The organism is Streptomyces sp. NPDC002680, from assembly GCF_042889145.1.
Classification (GTDB): Bacteria; Actinomycetota; Actinomycetes; order Streptomycetales; family Streptomycetaceae; genus Streptomyces; species Streptomyces adonidis.
Genome location: NZ_JBIAQP010000014.1, coordinates 233,672 through 253,551, shown reverse-complemented (window position 1 = coordinate 253,551; position 19,880 = coordinate 233,672). Strand labels below are relative to the sequence as shown.

The 19,880-nt window shown below is 70.4% G+C and carries 10 protein-coding genes; 1 reads left to right on the top strand and 9 read right to left on the bottom strand.

Features of this window, described 5'->3' with window-relative positions; genetic code table 11:
- Window positions 1-83: 83 nt before the first annotated feature.
- The 6 genes from ACFYXF_RS33730 to ACFYXF_RS33705 form a co-directional block, all read right to left on the bottom strand.
- The gene (locus tag ACFYXF_RS33730; RefSeq protein WP_389355422.1) at window positions 84-2,342 is read right to left on the bottom strand and encodes a glycoside hydrolase N-terminal domain-containing protein; all 2,259 of its coding nucleotides are present in this window, start codon (window positions 2,340-2,342) and stop codon (window positions 84-86) included.
- Window positions 2,339-4,330, bottom strand: a complete 1,992-nt coding sequence (locus ACFYXF_RS33725; RefSeq protein WP_389355420.1) for a beta-galactosidase — start codon at window positions 4,328-4,330, stop codon at window positions 2,339-2,341. Before ACFYXF_RS33725 ends, ACFYXF_RS33730 begins: the two co-directional genes overlap by 4 nt.
- On the bottom strand, window positions 4,330-6,555 hold the full coding sequence (locus ACFYXF_RS33720; RefSeq protein WP_389355418.1) for a 1,4-beta-glucanase: 2,226 nt from the start codon (window positions 6,553-6,555) through the stop codon (window positions 4,330-4,332). The genes ACFYXF_RS33725 and ACFYXF_RS33720 overlap by 1 nt, the downstream gene beginning before the upstream one ends.
- 134 nt (window positions 6,556-6,689) lie before the next feature.
- The gene (locus tag ACFYXF_RS33715) at window positions 6,690-7,643 is read right to left on the bottom strand and encodes a carbohydrate ABC transporter permease (RefSeq protein ID WP_389355416.1); all 954 of its coding nucleotides are present in this window, start codon (window positions 7,641-7,643) and stop codon (window positions 6,690-6,692) included.
- Window positions 7,640-8,689 (bottom strand): ABC transporter permease, encoded by a 1,050-nt coding sequence (locus tag ACFYXF_RS33710; RefSeq protein ID WP_369035524.1) that lies wholly within the window; start codon window positions 8,687-8,689, stop codon window positions 7,640-7,642. Before ACFYXF_RS33710 ends, ACFYXF_RS33715 begins: the two co-directional genes overlap by 4 nt.
- Window positions 8,690-8,715: 26 nt before the next feature.
- Complete coding sequence (locus ACFYXF_RS33705; RefSeq protein WP_389355414.1) at window positions 8,716-10,401, bottom strand: Tat pathway signal sequence domain protein; 1,686 nt, start codon at window positions 10,399-10,401, stop codon at window positions 8,716-8,718.
- Window positions 10,402-10,815: 414 nt separating this feature from the next.
- On the opposite strand from ACFYXF_RS33705, the gene ACFYXF_RS33700 reads away from it, so the two are divergent.
- Window positions 10,816-13,695, top strand: coding sequence for a glycoside hydrolase family 3 C-terminal domain-containing protein (locus ACFYXF_RS33700; RefSeq protein WP_389355412.1), 2,880 nt, complete (start codon window positions 10,816-10,818; stop codon window positions 13,693-13,695).
- A 130-nt stretch (window positions 13,696-13,825) separates the two neighbouring features.
- Here ACFYXF_RS33700 and ACFYXF_RS33695 read toward each other — a convergent pair whose 3' ends face one another.
- From ACFYXF_RS33695 to ACFYXF_RS33685, 3 genes are all read right to left on the bottom strand, one after another.
- Entirely contained in the window at window positions 13,826-15,271 is a 1,446-nt protein-coding gene (locus ACFYXF_RS33695) for an aldehyde dehydrogenase family protein (RefSeq protein WP_389355410.1), read from the bottom strand.
- A gap of 295 nt (window positions 15,272-15,566) precedes the next feature.
- Window positions 15,567-17,273 carry a PucR family transcriptional regulator gene (locus ACFYXF_RS33690; protein WP_389355408.1) on the bottom strand — a complete coding sequence of 569 codons (1,707 nt, stop codon included), beginning with the start codon at window positions 17,271-17,273 and terminating at the stop codon, window positions 15,567-15,569.
- Window positions 17,274-17,370: 97 nt separating this feature from the next.
- Window positions 17,371-19,764: an ATP/GTP-binding protein gene (locus ACFYXF_RS33685; protein ID WP_389355504.1), complete on the bottom strand. Its 2,394-nt coding sequence runs from the start codon at window positions 19,762-19,764 to the stop codon at window positions 17,371-17,373.
- Window positions 19,765-19,880: the final 116 nt, after the last annotated feature.

Here is a 19,880-nt window from a genome sequence, read left to right as displayed (position 1 = left end):
TTGCGTTCCTTCCATGGGTGGGGGGAGATGCGGGTGGTGGGGGGTTTGTGTGCTGTTGTCGGCTGCGCTGTTCCTCGGTGCGGTTACCGCGGTCCCAGATCGAGGACGCGGTCTTCTCCGGCGACGAGGTCGAGCGTGCGTGCGCCGGAGGAAGTCCTGAGGTCGATGCGGTGGGTCCGGGTGGGGCGTACGACGGCCCGGCCCCGCCCCGGTCCCCAGTCGAGGTCCACCTCCGCGCCGAACCGCGTGCGTACGCCCCGGAGTTGGCCCGTGGGGCAGGTCGCCGGGACCGCGGGCAGGAGGACCAGCCGGTCGGGGGTCGACTGGATGAGCGCCTCGATCAGCACGGCGGGCAGGGTGTGCGCGGCGTCCGCGTTGTAGACGTCCCGTTCCGGGTAGTGCGCGCTCATCAGGGAGGTGTGGAAGAAGTCGCCGTCGAGCACCTGACCGAGGGCCTGGGTGACCCGTTCGCCGTCGCGGAGGCGGGCCGCGATCAGGGCGTGGTGCAGGTGTCCGTGGGCCGAGTCGTTCTCGGCGCCCCGGAGTTGGAGGGCACGGTACGCGGCTGCGGCGAGGTCGGGGGTGTCGTACGGGTTGATCTCGTCGAGGGGCCAGACACCGTAGAGGTGACTGAGGTGGCGGTGGTCGTAGGTGTCGTCCAGGCCGGGCCAGGCCCATTCGGCGAGGGCTCCGTCGGCGTTGATGCGGTGTGGTGGGAGCCGGTCGGCCAACGCCCGCCAGCGATCCGCCCGTTCAGGGTGGTACCTGGCGGCGGTGAGCAGGGCGTGCCTGGCCGCCGATAGGTCCATCGCCGCGTTGATCGCACCCCAGCTCGCGTTGGCCGGACGGTTCTCGGGCGAGTACGAGGGGACGACGACCAGGTGACCCTCGGCGTCGGTCCGCGTAAGGAAGTCCTCGTAGAACAGGGCGACTTCGGCGAGGGCGTGTGCCGTGCGCACGTCCTGCTCACCACGGGTCTCGTCGTGGTCGACGAGCGGCTTGAGCAGCCAGTCGGCGCCGGCCGTCCAGAGGTGCAGCGGATACTCGCGGCTGAAGTGGTAGGTCAGCCCGGACTCGCCGTCGGTGTGCGCGGGCGCCATGACACCTCGCGCGCCGAAGACGGTGCGGGCGTTCTCGCGCCAGTCGTCGAGCTGACCATGGATCAGGGAGGCCAGGGCTTCCGTGACTTCGGGGAGAGCGCCGGGCGCTGCCGATGCGGTCTGGAGGTTGACGTTGGCGTCGTTGGTGAACGCTCCCGCCCACGCCGTGTCCCAGTCTCCGGTCCACAGGCCGACCAGGCGGGGCGGGAACATTCCGCTGGCGGACAGCAGGTGGTAGCGGCCGGCGGCGAAGAGACGTTCCATGAGGGCCGGGCTCTTGGTACGGGTGAGCAACTCGGCGCCGGACAGGGCACGTTCGGCTTCGTCGGCGGCGAGGTCCAGGGTGACGCGGTCGTAGGCGGTGCGGTGGAGGGGGGTGTGGCGAGCGAGGAGACGGTCGTACGTCCGCTCTCCCGACGGCTGCTCGTCGTCCGCGTCCGGGAGCAGCTCACGCAGGGCGTGGGCGATGTTCTCCGTGTCCGGTTCGCCGACGTGCCGGACGACTCGCGTCAGCAGCAGCACGGACTCCGCGCCCTCCACCCGGACGCCGGGCGGGGTGAGGGTCGTACGGCCGCCGGTGGGGACGACGAGCGTCACCCCGGTGTACGCACGGTCGCTGTCGGGATAGCGGGCGCGGAGGGTGAGCAGGGCGCCCTCGGGGGTGCGCACCACGCTCTGGCCGACGCCCAACTCGGCCGGGGCGCCCGGGAGTCGGTGGTCGAGATCGATGTCGAGGGTGAGACCCGGGATGCCGGGGGCGGCGGGGCCACCGGATCCTCCGGTGACGTACTGGACGATGACGTCGTCCGCGCGGGACACGAAGACCCGGCTGCGCCAGCCCTCGCACCCGGCCTCGACGACCCCGGTGGTGAAGTCGACGGACCGGCGGTAGTCCCGTCGGTCCCCCGTCGGACCTCCTCCGCGCAGCCGCACCTGGAACGCCGGATGGAAGGGCTGCACCCATTGCAGCTCCCGCCCGTCGGTGAAGCTCTCGGCGGCCGTGGTGTCCCCGGCCAGCAACCGGTCCTGGAGGTTGGCCAGTTGGTCCGCGAGCTGCGGCGGGCGAGCGTGCTCGCCGCCGTTCGGGCGGACCAGGCTGTGGTGCGTGACGATGATCCGGTCGCTGTCCGCGTCGCCGAACATCAGGGCGCCATGGCAGCCGTTGCCGCTCAGGTAACCGTCCTCCCAGCGGACGGCGGGGAGCGGCTCCCAGGTTCCGTGAACGGGTCCGCCGACGCTCATGGCTTCAGCACCGCCACTCCGTACCGGCCGAGTTGGACCGCGTCCGTGACGGTGTCCCTGGTCAGCAAGTCCCGGTGGACACCGGGCACTTGGACGGTCACCGGGTCGGTGCCGTGGTTGAGGAGGAAGAGCAGCTCACCTCGCCGGACCGCCTCTACTCCATCGGGCAGCGCGTCCAGCACCGGCCGGACGCCCACGCCGGCGCCGATCCGGGTGAGGAGTTCCCGGAGCGCGTCGGGCTCGGGGAGCGTGGAGACGTACCAGGCACGCCCCTTGCGCAGCACCGCCGGGAGCCCGTCGAGTTCGCCGCCCTTGTAGGGGGTGACCTCGTCGGCGCCGTCGGCCTCCAGCTCCTCGGACCACAACCGGCCCCGGAATCCTTCGACTTCGACGCTCTCCCCCGCGTCCAGCGGCCACCACTCGTGCAGGGTGCGCAGCCCGAACAGCTCGCGCAGCCGTGCGTCCATGCCGCCGGGGCGTACCCGGTCGTCCTCGTCGGCGACTCCGGTCAGGAAACCGCAGACGAGGGTGCCGCCGTCGCGTACGTACGCGAGGAGGTTGTCGATCGCCGCGTCCGTGAGCAGGTACAACTGCGGTACGACGACGAGCCGGTAGGCCGAGAGGTCGTGTTCGGGGTGGGCGAAGTCCGTCGCGAGGTGTGCCTCCCACAGGGCCCGGTGCCAGGCCCGTACGACCTGCGGGTAGTCCACCTCGGAGGAGAGCCGCCCGTCCTGGGCGCCGCCCCACCAGGCGTGCCAGTCGTGGAGCACGGCGATGTCGTTCGGGGTGTGACTGTCCGTCACCTCGCCGCCGATGGCGGCGAGTTCGGCACCGAGCTGCTTGACCTCCTGGAACGTACGGCCCTGCTCACCGGCGTGGCTGACCATTCCGGAGTGGAACTTCTCGGCGCCCTGCCTGGACTGGCGCCACTGGAAGTAGCAGACGGCGTCGGCGCCGCGTGCCACCGCCTGGAGCGACCAGAGGCGGTTGAGGCCGCGCGGCTTCGGGTGGTTCACACCCCGCCAGTTGACCGGACCGGCCGCCTGTTCCATCAGCATCCACGGGCCGCGTGCCTGCGAACGCGTCATGTCCTGCACGAGCGCGGCCTGTTGGGCGCCGAGCGGGTCGCGTGGGTCGGGGTAGAGGTCGACGGAGACGAGGTCCTCCTCCTGGACCCAGCGCCAGGCGTCCTGGCCCGCCCACATCGGCATGAAGTTGGTGGTGACCGGGATGTGCGGGGTGTGGCGCCGGACGATGTCGCGTTCCGCGAGGTAGCACTCCAGGAGGGCGTCGGACGTGAAGCGTTTGAAGTCGAGCACCTGGGTCGGGTTCCGCATGTAATGCGGGAGGCGCGGCGGCAGGATCTCGTCCCAGTCGCCGTAACCCTGGCTCCAGAAGGCCGTACCCCAGGCGGTGTTGAGAGCGTCCAGCGCCCCGTACTTCCCCTGGAGCCAGCGGCGGAAGGCGGCGGCCGACTCGTCGCCCCAGTCGTAGGTGCAGTACTCGTTGTTGATGTGCCACATGGTGAGGGCGGGGTGGCCGCCGTAGCGGGCGGCGAGATCCTCGGTGATGGCGGCGGCGTAGCGGCGGTAGGTGGCGCTGGAGTGCGCGAAGTGCTGGCGCCCGCCCCACCATTCGATCCGGCCGTCCTCGGCGACGGGCAGGGTCTCGGGGTGCAGCCGGCCCATCCAGGGCGGCGGCGAGGAGGTGGGCGTGGCAAGGACCACGCCGATGCCGTTGTCGTGCATGAGATCCATCAGCCGATCCAACCAGCCGAGCTCCCTTGCCCCGGGCCGGGGTTCGAGCTTCGCCCAGGAGAAGACGCCGAGCGTGACGGAGTTGACGCCGGCGTCCTTCATCAGCCGGACGTCCTCGGGCCAGGTCTCCTCGGGCCACTGTTCGGGGTTGTAGTCGCCGCCGAAGAGGATGCGACCACGGGTGGCGTCGGCGAGGCCGGGGCGGCCTTCGAGCCTCTCGGGTACGGACATCAGACGGGCTCCCCGTACTGGATGCCCCGCCCGTTGGTGGCGAGGTAGACGCGGCCGTGGATGCGCGGGTCACCGGTGATCACCTCGCCGGTCCACCCCCACTGATGGGCGTCGTCGTTGATCCGCGTCCAGGTCTTCGCCTCGTCGTCGGAGCGGTAGACGGCGGTGATCGTGTCGGTGGAGCCGACCATGTAGACCGCCGGGTAGGCGGCGCCCTCGGCGGCCCGCCCGAACCCGAGCGTGTACGAGGCCCAGCAACTGGCGACCTTGGTGAAGGTGACGCCGCCGTCGGTGGACCGGTGTAGGCCGTTCCACTTGACGCTCAGCCACAGGTCACCGGACCTGCCGGGCGCCGCGACCAGCTCGAACTGGCTGTCGCCGGAGGGCAGCCCGCCCGCACGGGCAGTGAACGAGAGGCCACTGTCAGTGCTGGCGTATAGCGTTCCTGTGTCGGTGTCGTACGCGTAGAAGAGCGTCGGGTCGGCCGGGTCGGCGACCGGCGTGGCGCCCTTCGGAATGGAGGAGATCTCGGACCAGGTCGTGCCGTTGTCCGTGGAGCGGTGGGCTGGGTACTTCGTGCCGTCCCAGTGCACGAAGGTCCACAGCAGCACGCTGCCGTCGGCGTTGGTGGCGATCGGCCCCGGTGCGTTCTTGGCGATGTCGGGCTGGGCAGCGAAGGGCGCCCAGCTCCGCCCGCCGTCGTTCGAGAAGGCGCCGTTGCCGTTGTCGCCCCACCCTGTCCGGACGACGTACGACGGCTTGGCCGCGGCCTGGGCGAGTCCCGTCGCCGACCCGAACACGGGGTTCGACGCCATGCCGCGCGACGGAGACGCCGTGAGCCGCTCGTGGTACATCACGCCGATGTCCCCGAGTCCGCTGAGCAGGTGCGCCTCCCCGACCGGGGGCGAGATCAGCTGGCGCACGGACGTCTCCTCCAGGCCACGGATCTGCGGGGCCCAGTGCTTGAGGTCACGGGTGCCGTAGAGGGTCGCGCCGGTCCCGTACACGAGGTGCCGCGAGTCGTACGGATCGAGCGCGAGCGCCTGGATCCACCAGCCGAACTTGGGGGCATCGCCGCCCCACTTGAGGAAGGGAGTCTCGGAGACGTCGAACACAGCGGCGTCCTTGAGGGACGTCCAGGTACGGCCGCCGTCCGTGGAGCGGAACAGGGTGTCGATGTCGGCCCAGCGGTTGTTGGTGGAGACGACGACGGTGCCGGCCCGGCAGGCGTCGACGGCGACTCCGCCATAGGCGAAGGTGTCGGCGGAGCCGTCGGAGGTGGTCCCGCCCGGCTCGACCGGGGTCACGTCCGTCCAACGGCCGGTCGTGGTGCGCAGCTTGTGGACGCTGCCGTCGGACTGGCCGTTGGGCCCGGGCGCGTTGCCGTACGTCACGTACAGGTCGCGGGTGTGCCGGTCGTAGGCGGCGCGGATCGGGACCTTGGCGGAAGTGGCGCCGACGGGCTGTCCGGGCACGGCTTCCCAGGTCGTGCCGTCGGAGGTGCGATACAGGTTGGCCGTACCGGCGGTCCCGTTGCCGTCGCCGTCACCCCATCCGGCGTAGACGGCACGGCCGACGGCGACCAGGAAGGTGACGCCCTGGCCGGTCGCGCTCGGGGCGGCCGGAAAGGCGCTGACGGCTGCCCAAGTGGCACCCCGATCGGTGGACTTGAGCAGCCCGTCGTGCCGCGTACCCAGCCACAGCGTGTCACTGTCCCGCGGATCGACGAGCAGCCGCTCGCCGGCTCCCCGCCCGTCCTCGTTGGCCCCGAGCTTGACGGCGAGGTCGGTCCGGGCCCAGGTCGCTCCCCGGTCCTCGGACCGCAGAACGGCACCGTTCCCGGCCCACGACTGGGCGTAGGCACCGAGGGAGAGGTAGACGCGATTGGGGTGCGCCGGATCGACGGCGATGGCCTCCACCCCGAGCAGATTCCAGTCGTCCCAACCGAGGTGATCGGTGAGCGCGGTCCAGCGCGCGGCCCGGTCGTCCCACCGGTAGGCACCGCCGATGTCGGTACGGGCGTAGGCGAGCCCGCGTACGGACGGGTGGAACAACACCCCGGTGACGAATCCGGTGCCGCCGATGACGGCGTTACGCCACCGATAGGCGGGGGCAGTAGCTGCTGCCTGGGCAACCGCGCCGGAAACGGACACGGCGGAGAGCGCACCAACGGCAGCGGCCCCGGCAAGAACCACACGTCTACTCGGACGGGACGACGAAGACATGACGTACCTCGATCTGAAATGAGAGGGGGAGGAGACGCGCCCCAAAGGGGCGCGGGGAACTGCGCGACAAGCCACAACGCACCCGCAGCCGCCAACGGACAGCAAGAGGCACCCCATACGGCGAAACCTGACCGTCAGCCCTTGATCGCCCCGGTCAACATGCCCTTCTTGAAGTGCCGCTGCACGAAGGGCGAGAGAACCGCCACCGGCACCAGCGCCAGCACCATCACCGCCATCTGAACAGCCAGCGGAGACAGCTGCCCCGTGTTGATCTGGGTGGCCAGACCGACCGGCCGTTCCTGCTTCTGGACGAGCTGGATCATGACGTTCTGCAGCGGCATCATGTCCTGGTCGGACAGATAGATCGACGCGTTGAACCAGGCGCTCCAGTATCCGACCGCGTAGAAGAGCGCGATCACCGCGAGGACGGCACGCGACAGAGGCATCACGATCTTCCAGAGGATCCGCCAGTCCCCGGCCCCGTCGATGCGGGCGCTGTCGATGAGTTCCGGCGAGATGCCCATGAAGAACGAGCGCAGGACGAGGATGTTGAAGACGCTCACCGCACTGGGCAGGATCAGCGCGAGGTAGCTGTCGGTCAGCCCGAGGCCCTGGACCAGCAGGTACGTCGGGATGAGACCGGCGCCGAAGAACATGGTGGCGAGCAGCAGCATCAGGAACCAGCGGTGCCCGAGGGATCCGGTGCGCGAGAGGCCGTACGCGGAGAGGACGGACACCGACATGCTGAACAGCGTGCCGATCAGGGTCACGCCGACGCTGACCAGGGCGGCGCGCTGGACCTGGCCGCCGCTGAGGAGTTCCTGGTAGGCGATGAAGGTGATGTCCTTGGGGATCACCACCAGGCCGCCGGTCGCGTCGATCGTCTTCTTCGACGAGAGGCTGGTGACGACGACGATCCACAGCGGGAAGAGGATCGCGAAGCACGCCAGGGTGAGGACGACCCCCTTGCCCGCGAGGCCCGCCCTGGAGGGCTCCTCCTCCCAGGCCGGCCGGGCCGGGGCCGCCCAGGGGCTGGGCCTGGACGCGGCCCGGTCGGGCCTGTGGCTCTGTTCGGTGAAGGTGCTCACTTCTTGTACACCCCCTGCTCACCCATGAGATGGGCGACCTTGTTCGCGGTCAGCACGAGGGCCAGACCCACCACGCCCTTGATCAGGCCGGCCGCCGCCGCGTAGCTGAAGTCCTGGTTGCGGATGCCGTTCCACCACACGTAGGTGTCGAGAACCTCGGAGGCGCCCGGCCCCACCGAGTCGCGTTGGAGCAGCAGTTGCTCGAAGCCGACCGTGAGCGCGTCGCCGACCCGGAGCACCAGCAGCAGGGCGATCACCGGACGCAGCGCGGGAAGCGTGATGTGCCACATGCGGCGCCAGCGTCCCGCACCGTCCATCGCGGCGGCCTCGTACAGGTCGTTGGAGACGGCGGAGAGCGCGGCGAGGAAGACGATGATCCCCCAGCCCGCGTCCTTCCAGACACCCTCGGCGGTCACCAGGAACTTGAAGATCCCCGGGTCGGTCATGAGGTCGAAGCCCTCGTACCCGTGCTGGCGCAGGGTCTGGGCGATGATGCCCGCGCCGCCGAAGATCTGCTGGAAGACGGTGACGACCAGCACCCACGAGAAGAAGTGGGGCAGGTACATGATCGCCTGGGCGACCGCCCGCACCCGGGGCCTGATCACACTGTTGATGACCAGCGCGAGCAGGATCGGGATGGGGAAGAACAGCACCAGCTGGAGGGAGAACAGCACGAAGGTGTTCTGCAGCGCGTGCCAGAAGCCGGAGTCCTGGAATATCCGCTCGAACTGCTCGAAGCCGACCCAGGGGCTCTCGAACATCGCGACGAAACCGTTGTCGCTGAGATATGGGTCGTAGTCCTGGAACGCGACCACATTGCCGAAGATCGGTATGTAGTTGAAGACCAGGAGCAGCAGGACCGCCGGCAGGCTCATCAGGATCAGCGTGCGGTCGCGTCTGAATCTGAGCCGGAGACTCAACTTTCCCTGGCGCCGCCTGCCGTGGGGGCCGGTGGCGCCGTCGTCGGACGCCGGAGCCTGCGCGTCGGTCTTCTCGTCGGTCTTCTTCGCCTCGGCCCTGCTCCGAGGCACCGTGCTGTGGGACACGGCGTTCTCCTTGCCTCGGCCCTGGGTCAGTTGGCCGCGGAGCCGTTGTCGTCGAGCAGCTTCTTGTACCAGTCGCGCAGCCCGTCGCCGCCCTTGGACTTCCAGTCGGACACCGCCTGCTGTACGTCGCTGATCTTCTTGCGGCCGCGGACGACGTCGTCCTCCAGCTGCTCGAAGTCGTTGGCGAGGTTGGTGTAGCGGTTGGGCTCGGTGATGGTCAGACCGTAGAAGGAGGACTTCTTGGTGAAGGCGCCCATGCGCTGCTGCCACTCGACCTGGAGCTTGGCGATCTCGGGAAGGTCGGGGTGGGCGAGGTAGGAGGCCGGGTCGCCGGTGTAGTCGTAGGCGCCGAAGACCTCGTTGTTGCCCTTGGTGGTCTTGACGGGCATACCGTCCTTCAGCGTGTAGTCGGTGCCCTCGACGCCGTAGACGGTGAGCATGTACTCCTTGGTGCCGTACGGCGAGGCGCAGTAGTCGGCGAGTGCCAGGAAGTCCTTGATCTGCTGCTTCGACGCCTTCTTGCTGACGAAGGTGAAGATGCCCGCGGGCTGCGTCGCCCACAGCGTGGGGTCGCCGCCGTCGGGGCCGAAGATGTCGAACGCGCCCATCTCGAAGCCGGTCTTCTGGATCTTCTGTTCGGCCGTCGAGGCGTACCAGTAGGAGATGTCACCGTTGAAGACCAGGGACTGGCCGGCGGTGAAGCGGTTGGACGCGTCGCCCTTGACGGCCTTGGCGTCGGGGTGGACGACGTCAGCGGCGTACAACTTCCGCATCCATTCGAGGGCTTCGAGGTACTCGTCGGTCTCGATGCGGTTGACGAGCTTGCCGTCCCTGAGGTCCCACCACAGCGCCTTGTCACTGCCGTTGAGGACGCCGTAGATGTTGAAGGCGGTCCACTTGAGGTCGTCGCAGGCCCACACCTTGCCCTTGGCGTCGGTGGCCTCCTTCGCCCAGGCGAGGAACTCGTCGGGCGTCTTGGGGAGTTCGTAGCCCTTCGCCGTGAAGATGTCCTTGCGGTAGAAGGGCACGATGTTCGTGACGTAGGAGGCCGGCATCGGGATGGCGCGCAACTGGCCGCCGAAGATGGAGCGTTGCCAGGCATCCGTCGGTACGGCCGCGAGGTTCGGGTACGCCTTGACCTTGTCGCCGGACAGATAGGGGCCGAGGTCGGCGAACTTGGCGTTGATGGCGCTGGGTATCTTGCCGTTCAGGTTCCAGCCCGGGACGACCACCACATCCGGGATGTCGCTGGAGGCGAGGACAGCGCCCAGCTTCTCGTCGTAGGTGTTGCCGTCCTGGTTCTGCCAGGTGGCCTTGACACCGATGGCGTCGTTCATGGCCGTGTAGTACGGGTTGTCGTTGGACGGCGGGCTGCCCCACATCGGCGCCATGATCTTCAGCGAGCCGCCGCTGCCGAGCTTCTTCGGCACCGCGGTCTTCAGGGAGTTCAGGTCGATCGCCTTGGTGAAACCGGCCGACGATCCGTTCTTCGAGGGAAGGTCCGGCACGACGACGCTCGACGCCACGAACGCCGGGAGGATCTTCTCGGCTGCTTTCCCGGAGGTCGTGCCCTCCTTGTTCCTCTCCTGCGAGCCACCACAGGCGGCGAGCAGCGGCATTCCGCCCGCCACCGCGGCGGCGGCGACCGCCGTGGAGGCGAGGAAGCTTCTCCGGCTCGGTGCGGAGGAGGCGGAGGAGGCATTCGGCGTCATTGCGTCAACCCTTCATGGCGCACCAGGACACCCGGCGGTGGAGCCGTCGGCTGCGGTGTCTTGTGTGTAACTGGCGTGACTGGCCGGAACGAGGGAGTCCTCGGAGGACTGCGGAGGACCGCTCTTCCCGGATGGCGTTCCAGGAGGTGCTCCCGGTGGCTCCCAGTTAGTCGAAGCGCTTCGATGTTGCTGCGAGGTTAAGTGAACACCTGAGGGTGCACAAGGGTCGGCCCCAAGATTCCTCCGAGGTGTGGGGCCCTGCCGGGCGGCCCGAACCGCCCCCCTATGCCGCTTGACATCACGGGAGGGAAACGGAGTTGTTGCGCCTGGGTCTCTTGACACCCACCCCCACGTCGAATGAGCATCGAAGCGCTTCGAATGTGCCTCGCCGCCAGATCGCAAAGGGAACCCCACGTGACCGCACAAACGCCGTCTTCGCCGCCATTCCGCGATCCGCAGCTGCCGACCGCGAAGCGCATCGACGATCTGCTGTCGCGCCTGACCCTCGACGAACGGGTGGCTTTCCTGCACCAGTTCGCGCCCGCCGTGGAGCGCCTCGGCATCGCCGCCTTCCGCACGGGCCAGGAGGCGCTGCACGGGGTCGCCTGGATGGGGCCGGCGACGGTGTTCCCGCAGGCGGTCGGTCTCGGCGCGACCTGGAACGAGGAACTCGTGCACCGCGTCGGCGAGGCGGTGTCCAAGGAGGTCCGCGCGATGCGCGCCCGCGACGACCGCGTCGGCCTCAACGTCTGGGCGCCGACGGTCAATCTGCTGCGCCACCCCCTGTGGGGCCGCAACGAGGAGGGCTACTCGGAGGACCCGAGGCTGACCTCGGCGATCGCCACCGCGTACACGCGCGGTCTGCGCGGCGACCATCCGGCGTACTGGCGTACGGCCCCGGTCCTCAAGCACTGGCTGGCCCACAACAACGAGACGAACCGCGACACGACCTCCTCGTCGGTCCGCCCGCGCGTCCTGCACGAGTACGACCTGCGCGCCTTCCGCGAAACGGTCGAGGCGGGTGCGGTGGCCGGGGTGATGCCCGCGTACAACCTGGTCAACGGCCGCCCCAACCACGTCTCGCCGCATCTGCGCGAGCAGTTGCGCACCTGGACGGACGCCGACCTGCTGGTCTGCTCGGACGCGGCGGCCCCCTCCAACCTGGTCGACTCGGAGCACTACTTCGACACCCACGAGGAGGCGACGGCCGCCGCGCTGATCGCCGGCGTGGACAGCTTCACGGACCACGGAACGGACTCCACGAAAATCATCGCCCGCCTCCAAGGAGCCCTGTCCCAGGGCCTGTTGACGGAGGCGGACATCGACAGGGCGGTCCGCCGCCAGCTCTCGGTCCGCTTCCGCCTGGGCGAGTTCGATCCGCAGTACGACCCGTACGCCGACACCAAGGACTTCGACACCCCGGCCCACCGCGCCCTCGCGCAGGAGGCGGCGGAGCAGGCGATCGTCCTGCTCAAGAACGACAACGCCACGCTCCCCCTGGCCCACGACACCCGAATCGCGGTCGTCGGCCTGCTCGCCGACGAGTGCAAGGCCGACTGGTACAGCGGCACCCTCATCCACCGCTCGACACCGCTGGAGGCCCTGTACGAGCGTTTCGGCGCCGAGCGCGTCGAGTTCGCCGAGGGCGTGGACCGCGTACGGCTGCGCACGTCGACGGGTACGTTCCTGCACGTCCCGCCCGCCGAGGACGCGCCGGACGTCGCCCGGGGCGCCGAGGGCGCGCTGGACCCGGCCCTCCTCGCGGGCCGCACCGACCTGCCCCCACTCACCGCCGGGGCCGAGGGCACAGAGTTCGCGCTGATCGACTGGGGCGAGGGCATCCTGACGCTGCGGGCCCCCGACGGCCGCTATCTCTCGGTGGCGGAGGACGGCTACGTACGGGCGTCGGCGGACCAGCCCGGCGGCTGGGTGGTCCAGGAGACGTTCCGCCTGGAGCGGCACAACTCCCCTCATTCGCATGAAAACCACCACCTCCTCCGGCACGTCGGTACGGGTCGCCACGTCTCTGTCGCCGCCGACGGCGTGAAGGTTGCCGACGAGAAGGAGACGCCTCCGGAGATCTTCGAACTGATCGTCACCGAACGCGGTGAGGAGTCGGTGAAGAGAGTGGCCGCGCGGGCGGACGTGGTCGTGGTGGTCGCGGGCAACGACCCGCACATCAACGGCCGCGAGACGGAGGACCGCACGACCCTCCGCCTCCCCGCCCACCAGGAGCGACTGCTGCGAGCGGCCCACGAGGCGAACCCCCGAACAGTCCTGGCGCTGACCTCGGCATACCCGTACGCGGTGGACGTCACGGATCTCCCGGCGGCCCTGTGGACCGCGCACGGCGGCCAGGCGGCGGGCACGGCGCTGGCCCGCGTCCTGGCGGGCGACGTCTCACCGGCGGGCCGCCTCCCCCAGACCTGGTACGCGGCCGACGCCGACCTCCCCGACCTGCTGGACTACGACGTGATCGGCGCCCGGCAGACGTACCTCTACTTCGAGGGCACCCCCCTGTTCCCCTTCGGCCACGGCCTGTCGTACGCGACGTTCGCGTACGGCGACCTGACGGCGGAGGTGGTGGACGACGAGACGCTCCGGGTGTCGTTCACGGTCGCCAACACCGGATACGTCACGGCGGACGAGGTGGCGCAGCTGTACACGAGGGCGCCGGAGTCACCGGTGACCCGCCCGCGCAGGGAACTGGTGGCCCACCGCCGAATCACCCTGTCACCGGGAGAATCGGCGACCATGTCCTTCGAACTCCCGCTGAGCTGCCTGGAGTTCTGGGATGTGGCGGTCGGTGGATGGCGCTTGGCCCCCGGCCCGTACGAACTCCTGGCGGGCGCGTCGAGCGAGGACATCCGTGCTCGTACGACGGTCGAGGTGACCGGCACACCGTCGACGCCTCGCCCGGTACGCCAACTCGGCCTGGCGGCGGCCGACTTCGACGAGCAGAGGGGCGTCGAGATCGTCGACCGTACGAAGGTGTCGGGCGACGCGGTGACGCCGGCGGGCGACGGAGAGGCCGAACTCGTCTACCGGGACTGCGACTTCGGGGCGGAGGTCACGGAGGTCACGGTGACGACGGCGGGCGAGGGATCAGCGGAGGTGGAGGTGGAAGTCGTACTGGACGACCGCGCGGTGACGGCCGTACTGACACCGACGCCGACCGGGGGACCGTACGACTACACGACGGGGCGGGCGGCGCTGGCCGTCGACGGTGTGCGCGACGTACGGGTGAGGCTGCGCGGCCCGGTGCGGCTGGCGCATGTCGGCTTCTCCGGCTGAGGGTCCGGAGAGGCCGACGCATGAAAGGGGGCATGGAAGGGGCCCGGCACCGGAAGGCATCGGTGCCGGACCCTTTCGTGACGGCGCGTTCGCGTCATCGGCGAGTGTATGTGAAAACGGTTCCCATTAGCTAGAGGGCAAGGCCGGTCAGTACGAGGACGCGCTCGTACGTGTAGTCGTCCATCGCGAACTTGACGCCCTCGCGGCCGACCCCGGACTGCTTGGCGCCGCCGTACGGCATCTGGTCGGCGCGGTAGGAGGGCACGTCGCCGATGACGACACCGCCGACCTCCAGGGCGCGGTGGGCACGGAAGGCGGCCTGGAGGTCGTGGGTGAACACGCCTGCCTGGAGGCCGTACTTGGAGTCGTTGGCGGCGGCGAAGGCCGCGCTCTCGCCGTCCACCTTCTGCACGGTGAGGACCGGCCCGAAGACCTCCTCGCAGGAGACCGTGGTGTCGGCGGGTACGTCGGTGAGAACGGTCGGCGCGTAGGAGGCACCGTCACGCTTACCGCCCGCGAGGAGGTTCGCACCGGCTCGCACGGCCTCGTCGACCCAGGTCTCGACCCGCTTGGCGGCGTCCTCGCTGACCAGCGGGCCGACGTCGGTGGCGCCGTCGGCCGGGTCGCCGGTCACCTGGGCCTCGACGGCGGCGACGATGCGGGGCAGCAGACGGTCGTACACGGAGGCGTCCGCGATGACCCGCTGCACGGAGATGCAGGACTGGCCGCCCTGGTAGTTGGAGAACGTGGCGATACGGGTCGCCGCCCAGTCGAGATCGGCGTCGGAGGCGTAGTCGGCGAGGACGACCGCCGCGCCGTTGCCGCCGAGTTCGAGGGTGCAGTGCTTGCGCGGCACGGAGTCCATGATCGCGTAGCCGACCTTCTCCGAACCGGTGAACGAGATCACGGGCAGGCGCGGGTCCTGTACGAGGGCGGGCATGCGGTCGTTGGCGACCGGGAGGATGCTCCAGGAACCGGCGGGCAGGTCGGTCTCGGCGAGGAGTTCGCCGATGACGAGGCCGGAGAGGGGGGTGGCGGGGGCCGGCTTCAGGATGATGGGCGCGCCTGCCGCGATCGCCGGGGCGATCTTGTGGGCGCAGAGGTTGAGGGGGAAGTTGAAGGGCGCGATGCCGAGGATGGCGCCCTTGGGGAAGCGGCGGGTGAGGGCGAGGCGCCCCTGTCCGCCGAGGTCGGTGTCGAGGCGCTGGGCCTCGCCGCCGTTGAAACGCCGGGCCTCCTCGGCGGCGAACCGGAACACGGAGACGGCTCGGCCGACCTCGCCGCGGGCCCACTTGATCGGCTTGCCGTTCTCGGCGGAGATGAGCTGGGCGATGTCTTCCGTGCGCTCGACGAGGCGGCGGCTGACGTGGTCGAGGGCGGCGGCGCGGAGGTGGGCCGGGGTGGCGGCGAACTCGTCGCGGACGGCGTGGGCAGCGGCGACGGCTTCCTCGACCTGGGCCTCGGTCGGCACGCCGACCTTGCCGACGAGGCGTCCGTCCCAGGGGGAGGTGACGTCGAAGGTGGTCTCGCCGGTGGCCTGACGGCCGGCGAGCCAGAAGGCGTGGGTGGCAGTCATGGGTACACCGTAGGGCGGGGATGGCGGGGTGTTGTTTGTCCGGGGTGGAGTGGTGGGGGTGGGGGGTGCGACGATTTGGCGGGGTGTTTCCTCGCCCCCGCCGCCCCTACCCGTCCCATCCTCGGGGGCTCCGCCCCCGAACCCCCGCTCCTCAAACGCCGGAGGGGCTGAAATACCAACCCCGGCCAGGACTTGATCTTTTAGCCCGTCCGGCGTTTGAGGACAAAGGGGGGTCTGGGGGCGCAGCCCCCAGGGATGGGAACGGGTAGGGGCGGCGGGGGCGAAAACAAACCCCCTACTCCCCCACCGCCGCCGTGGTCTTCAACGCCAGCCACAGCTCCATCCGTACATCCGGATCATCCAGCGACCGCCCCAGAATCTCCTCCACCCGCCGCATCCGGTACCGCAACGTATGCCGATGCACCCCAAGATCCGCCGCAGCCGCATCCCACTGCCCGTGCCGGGACAGCCACGCCCGCAACGACGCCACCAGATTCCCCCGCCCCGTCGCGTCATGCTCGTTCAGCGGACGCAGCAACCCGTCCGCGAACGCCCGCACCGCATCGTCCGCGAGCAACGGCACCACGGACCCGGCGGCCAACTGCTCATGCCCGACCAGCACCCGCCCCCGCCGCCGGGCCACCGACAACGCCTGCTCGGCCTGCTTGTAGGCGGCCGCAGCGGCGATGGGCCCGGCAGGCCCGGACATCCCCACCACAAGCTCGTCCTCGTCACCGGAAGAAGGACCGGAGGAAGAAACCGGCGCATCCCCCCGCCCCCTCTCCCGACCCTCAGCCCGAGCCCCCTCCACCGCCGCCGCGAACTCCCCACAAGCCGCCTCCGCCGCACCCCCGTCCACCGCGAGCACGACCAACCGCTCCCCCTCAGGCACCACCAGCACCGCCTCCCCCGCCCGCGCGGCAGCGGACTCCAGGCACTCGGCGAGCCCACCCAGCGGATCCCCGTTCGTGTCGGCGGCGACAAGAGCACCAGCCGTCGGCCTGGTCAGCGCCCCAACCGGCACCCCCTGCCCCACCGGCGGAGAAGCCGACTCCGCGACGACGATCCGGAACGGCGCGTCGAGCAGCTCGCCGTACAGCCCCCCGGCGACGGCCCGCGCGTGATCGGGCTCACCGGCCAGCAGCATCCGCAGCACAGCCGCCCCGATACGCTGCTCGGCGGCCTGTAGGGACCGGGACCTCTCGGTCGTCAAGGTCAGCAGCGCGATGGCCGAATGAAGGGCGTACCGCTCCGCCGTACCCAGTGCGGCAGCGGTCCCCACCGCCAATGCGGCGCGCGGACGGCGCCCCGTACCGAGCGAGTGCAGCTCGACCCGGTCCTGTTCCTCGCCCCCGCCGTCCGCACCCGCGCCCACCACCGCACTGGCCGGCGCCGGCCGCTCCCGCAGCCGTTCCACCTCGGCCGTGAGCCGTGCCGCCCGCCGCCCGGCCCACTCCGGCGCGGTGGCGACGACGGCGCCCGACGCGTCGTACAGCGCGGCCCAGCCGTCGACCTGCGAGGCGAGCGCGGCGAGCAGGCCCTCCGGGCCGTCGCTCAGCGCCTGCCGGGTCAGTTCCCGCTGCGCCGCGAATCCGGCCGTCACCGCCCGGTACTGGTCGGCGGCGATGGCGGCCGACACCGCCTTGCTGATGGCGAGGAAGGGCGTGCGGCGCGGGACTTCGAGGAGTGGCAGCCCCTCGTGCTCCGCCGCTTCCACCAGCGCCTTGGGGATCTCCGCGTAGTTGACCCCGACGGCGAAGCCGAGTCCGACGACGCCCGCCCCGGCCAGCCGCTTCACATAGCGCCGCATGGCCTCGGGGTCCTCGGCGTCCAGCTTGAGCGCGGTGATCAGGAGCAGCTCCCCGCCCTCCATGTAGGGGACGGGATCGGCCAGTTCGCTGGCGTGCACCCAGCGCACAGGGACGTCCAGGCGGTCCCCGCCCGCCCGCACGGTCAGCCTGAGCGCGGAGTGGTGGAGGAGCGAGGCGAGCGTCGGGGGCATGGGGCCTTCAGATCTGTGTGGACTCCGTGAAATTTTGGCCGCCACGTATGAACGGCCTGTGCCGATTCTGCCTCACCGTACGTACCGCTGGCCCTGCTTACCCCCGCAGATCCACCAGCAGCGGCGGCGCGTGCTCGCCCTCGACGGTCGTGAGGGACAGCACCGCGTGTCCCGGCGGCACCTCGTGCGCCAGTTCGGACGCCGACCAGCGCTCCCGTTCGACCGTACGTACTGTCACGGCGTCGGTCGTGACGGCCTTGCCGGTGACCAGCTTGCGCAGGGCGTGGATGGCGCGGGTCATGGGCTGATCGGCGAAGACGGTGTGCTTGGCCACGTCCCGTGTCTCCACCCAGGCCGTGCCCCAGGCCTGGGCGAACCGGCCGCCGTCCCAGGTCGTCACACCGGAGAACGCCATCCGGCAGCCGACGGCGCCGTACAGCGGCCCGTGCAGCGCCTCCGGAACGTCCCCTATCGTCCGCAGGGCGAGAACGACGCCCGCGTTCTGGGAGCGCATCCGCTGGATACGGCGTACGGAACCGGCGGTGACCGTCCCGGTCGCGTCGTCGAGCACCAGGCAGGCGAAGTGCGCGCGCCGTCCATCGCGTACGACGGCACTGAACTGCGCGAGGACGAGCCGCGTGATCAGCCGCGCGGCCTCCTCGTGACCGTGCTCCGGCAGATCGACGCGGACGCGCAGCGGATGCTGGGTGAGTGAGCGCAGGGAGAAGGGCCGAGCGGCACCGCCCCCGCCGAAGAAGCCGTCGAAGACGGGCCGGTTGAGCAGCGAGAGCCGGTCCGCGACGATCCGGCCGACGTCCGCCGGGCTCGCCGACTGCCGGATGCGTACGTCGAGTTCGCGCCGCATGACGGTGAACTCGTCCCCCGCGAGGGCGTCCCGCAGGGCGGTCAGCGCGGCGGGGTCGCTCTCCAGCAGCTCCCGCAGCACCGGCAGGGCAGGGAAACGGCCGTGCGCGGCTCGGTAGGGGCCGAGCACCTGGGCGAGCGCGGTGGCGGCACTCTCGGTACCGACGGTGTCGAGGTCGCCGACCAGGGCCTCGGCGAGGAACGCGGCGGCCTCGTCGGGGTCGTCGGAATCGGCGTACGGATCGAGGTCATGGACGGAGTCACGATCCCCGATCCGTACGACGACGTCGAACGCGGAGTCGGCGGCGAGGGGCGTCCCCGGTGCGGAGACGGCGACGAAGGCGCACTGCCCGGTGAGCGCCCGCAGGGCCAGCGCCTCGGTCACGGGTTCGATGAGCTGCCGTGTCTTGCCCGCCCCCGACGGCCCAACGGCAAGCAACGAGGTGCCGAGCACCTCGGGCCCGAGCGCGGCGCCGGCGCCGTGATAGACGAGCGGCGCCCGCTCGGCCGCCACCCACCGCCCGATACGCACCTGCCCCACGGACAGATCGTGCTGCGCGGTACGCCGGGCCAGGTCCCGCGCTCCGGAGGGATGGCTCCAGGCAGCAGCCCCCTGCCGCAACACGGCGTCCCGAAAGCCCGCGAGCGACCCGTCACGCCTCGCGACCACCCACGCGTGCTCGACCCGGGCGCAGTCCACGTCGTTCATACGACCGCCGGTGACCTCGGCGGTGAGCAGCTCGGCGGCCTCGTACTGCCCGGCCTCGCGGAGGTCGGGCCACTGCTCACGGGGCCGGTCGGCGGGCGCGGGCCCGGTGGGCCCGGCAGCGGCCTTACGTGCGGCGAGCCGCTCCTTGGCGTACGGCCACCAGCCGCCGATCCGGGCGAACGGCCAGACAACAAGCAGAGTGATGACGGTGTACAGCCCGACCTTGAACACGGTCGACCCGAACACGTCGAACCCGCCGGAGATCAGGGCGACAAGGGCGACAACGGCGTCGACGATCGGCAGGGCGTCCCAGCCGACGCCCGGAAAGGCGTTCGGAAACACGAAACTGAGCGTGACAACAGCGCCGAGCAGCGCGAGCAGAGCCCGAGCGGGCTGCGGCCGGCGCGCGACGAAGTGCCGGGCGATGTCGGGCCAACTGCCGAGCCGCCCCATGGCATAGAGCAGCACAAGAAAGAAAACACCGTTGTAGACAAGGACGGCGGCATTGCCCTCCCACCCCTTGGGCGAGACGGTGCCACCCCACCACCAGTCCTCAGGCGTGAACAGCTTCAGCAGCACGGACTGGTAGGGCATGGCGCCCCGCCGCCAGAGCGACCACAGGAACAACCCGACAACGAGCGGAACGAGTATCCCGACGACGGTGACCGGGGAGAGACGTTCCGCCGCCTGCGCCCCCTTGGGCAGCCGGTACCCGTACCGCCAGATCCCCGGCTTCGCCGCAGGCCGAGGCGCATTGAGCCACTCGGCGACGGACACCCGAGCAGGCACCCCCTGCTCGACGGGCCCCGGCGCGCGCACCGGCCGAGGCGGCACGGAGGGCACGCCCGGCGGCCCCGCCGGACGCGGCACAGGATTCGCATGCGTACCCCGCGCGTCCTGCGTCCCGTCGCTGTCCATCGCCTTGCCCCCTGACCAGCCGTTCCGTCCATCATCAGCCATCAGGCGTCAATCTAACGCCCCGACAAGGGGAGTTCACCGCTTGACCGGCCCTGGACTCCGAGTATCTGTACGGA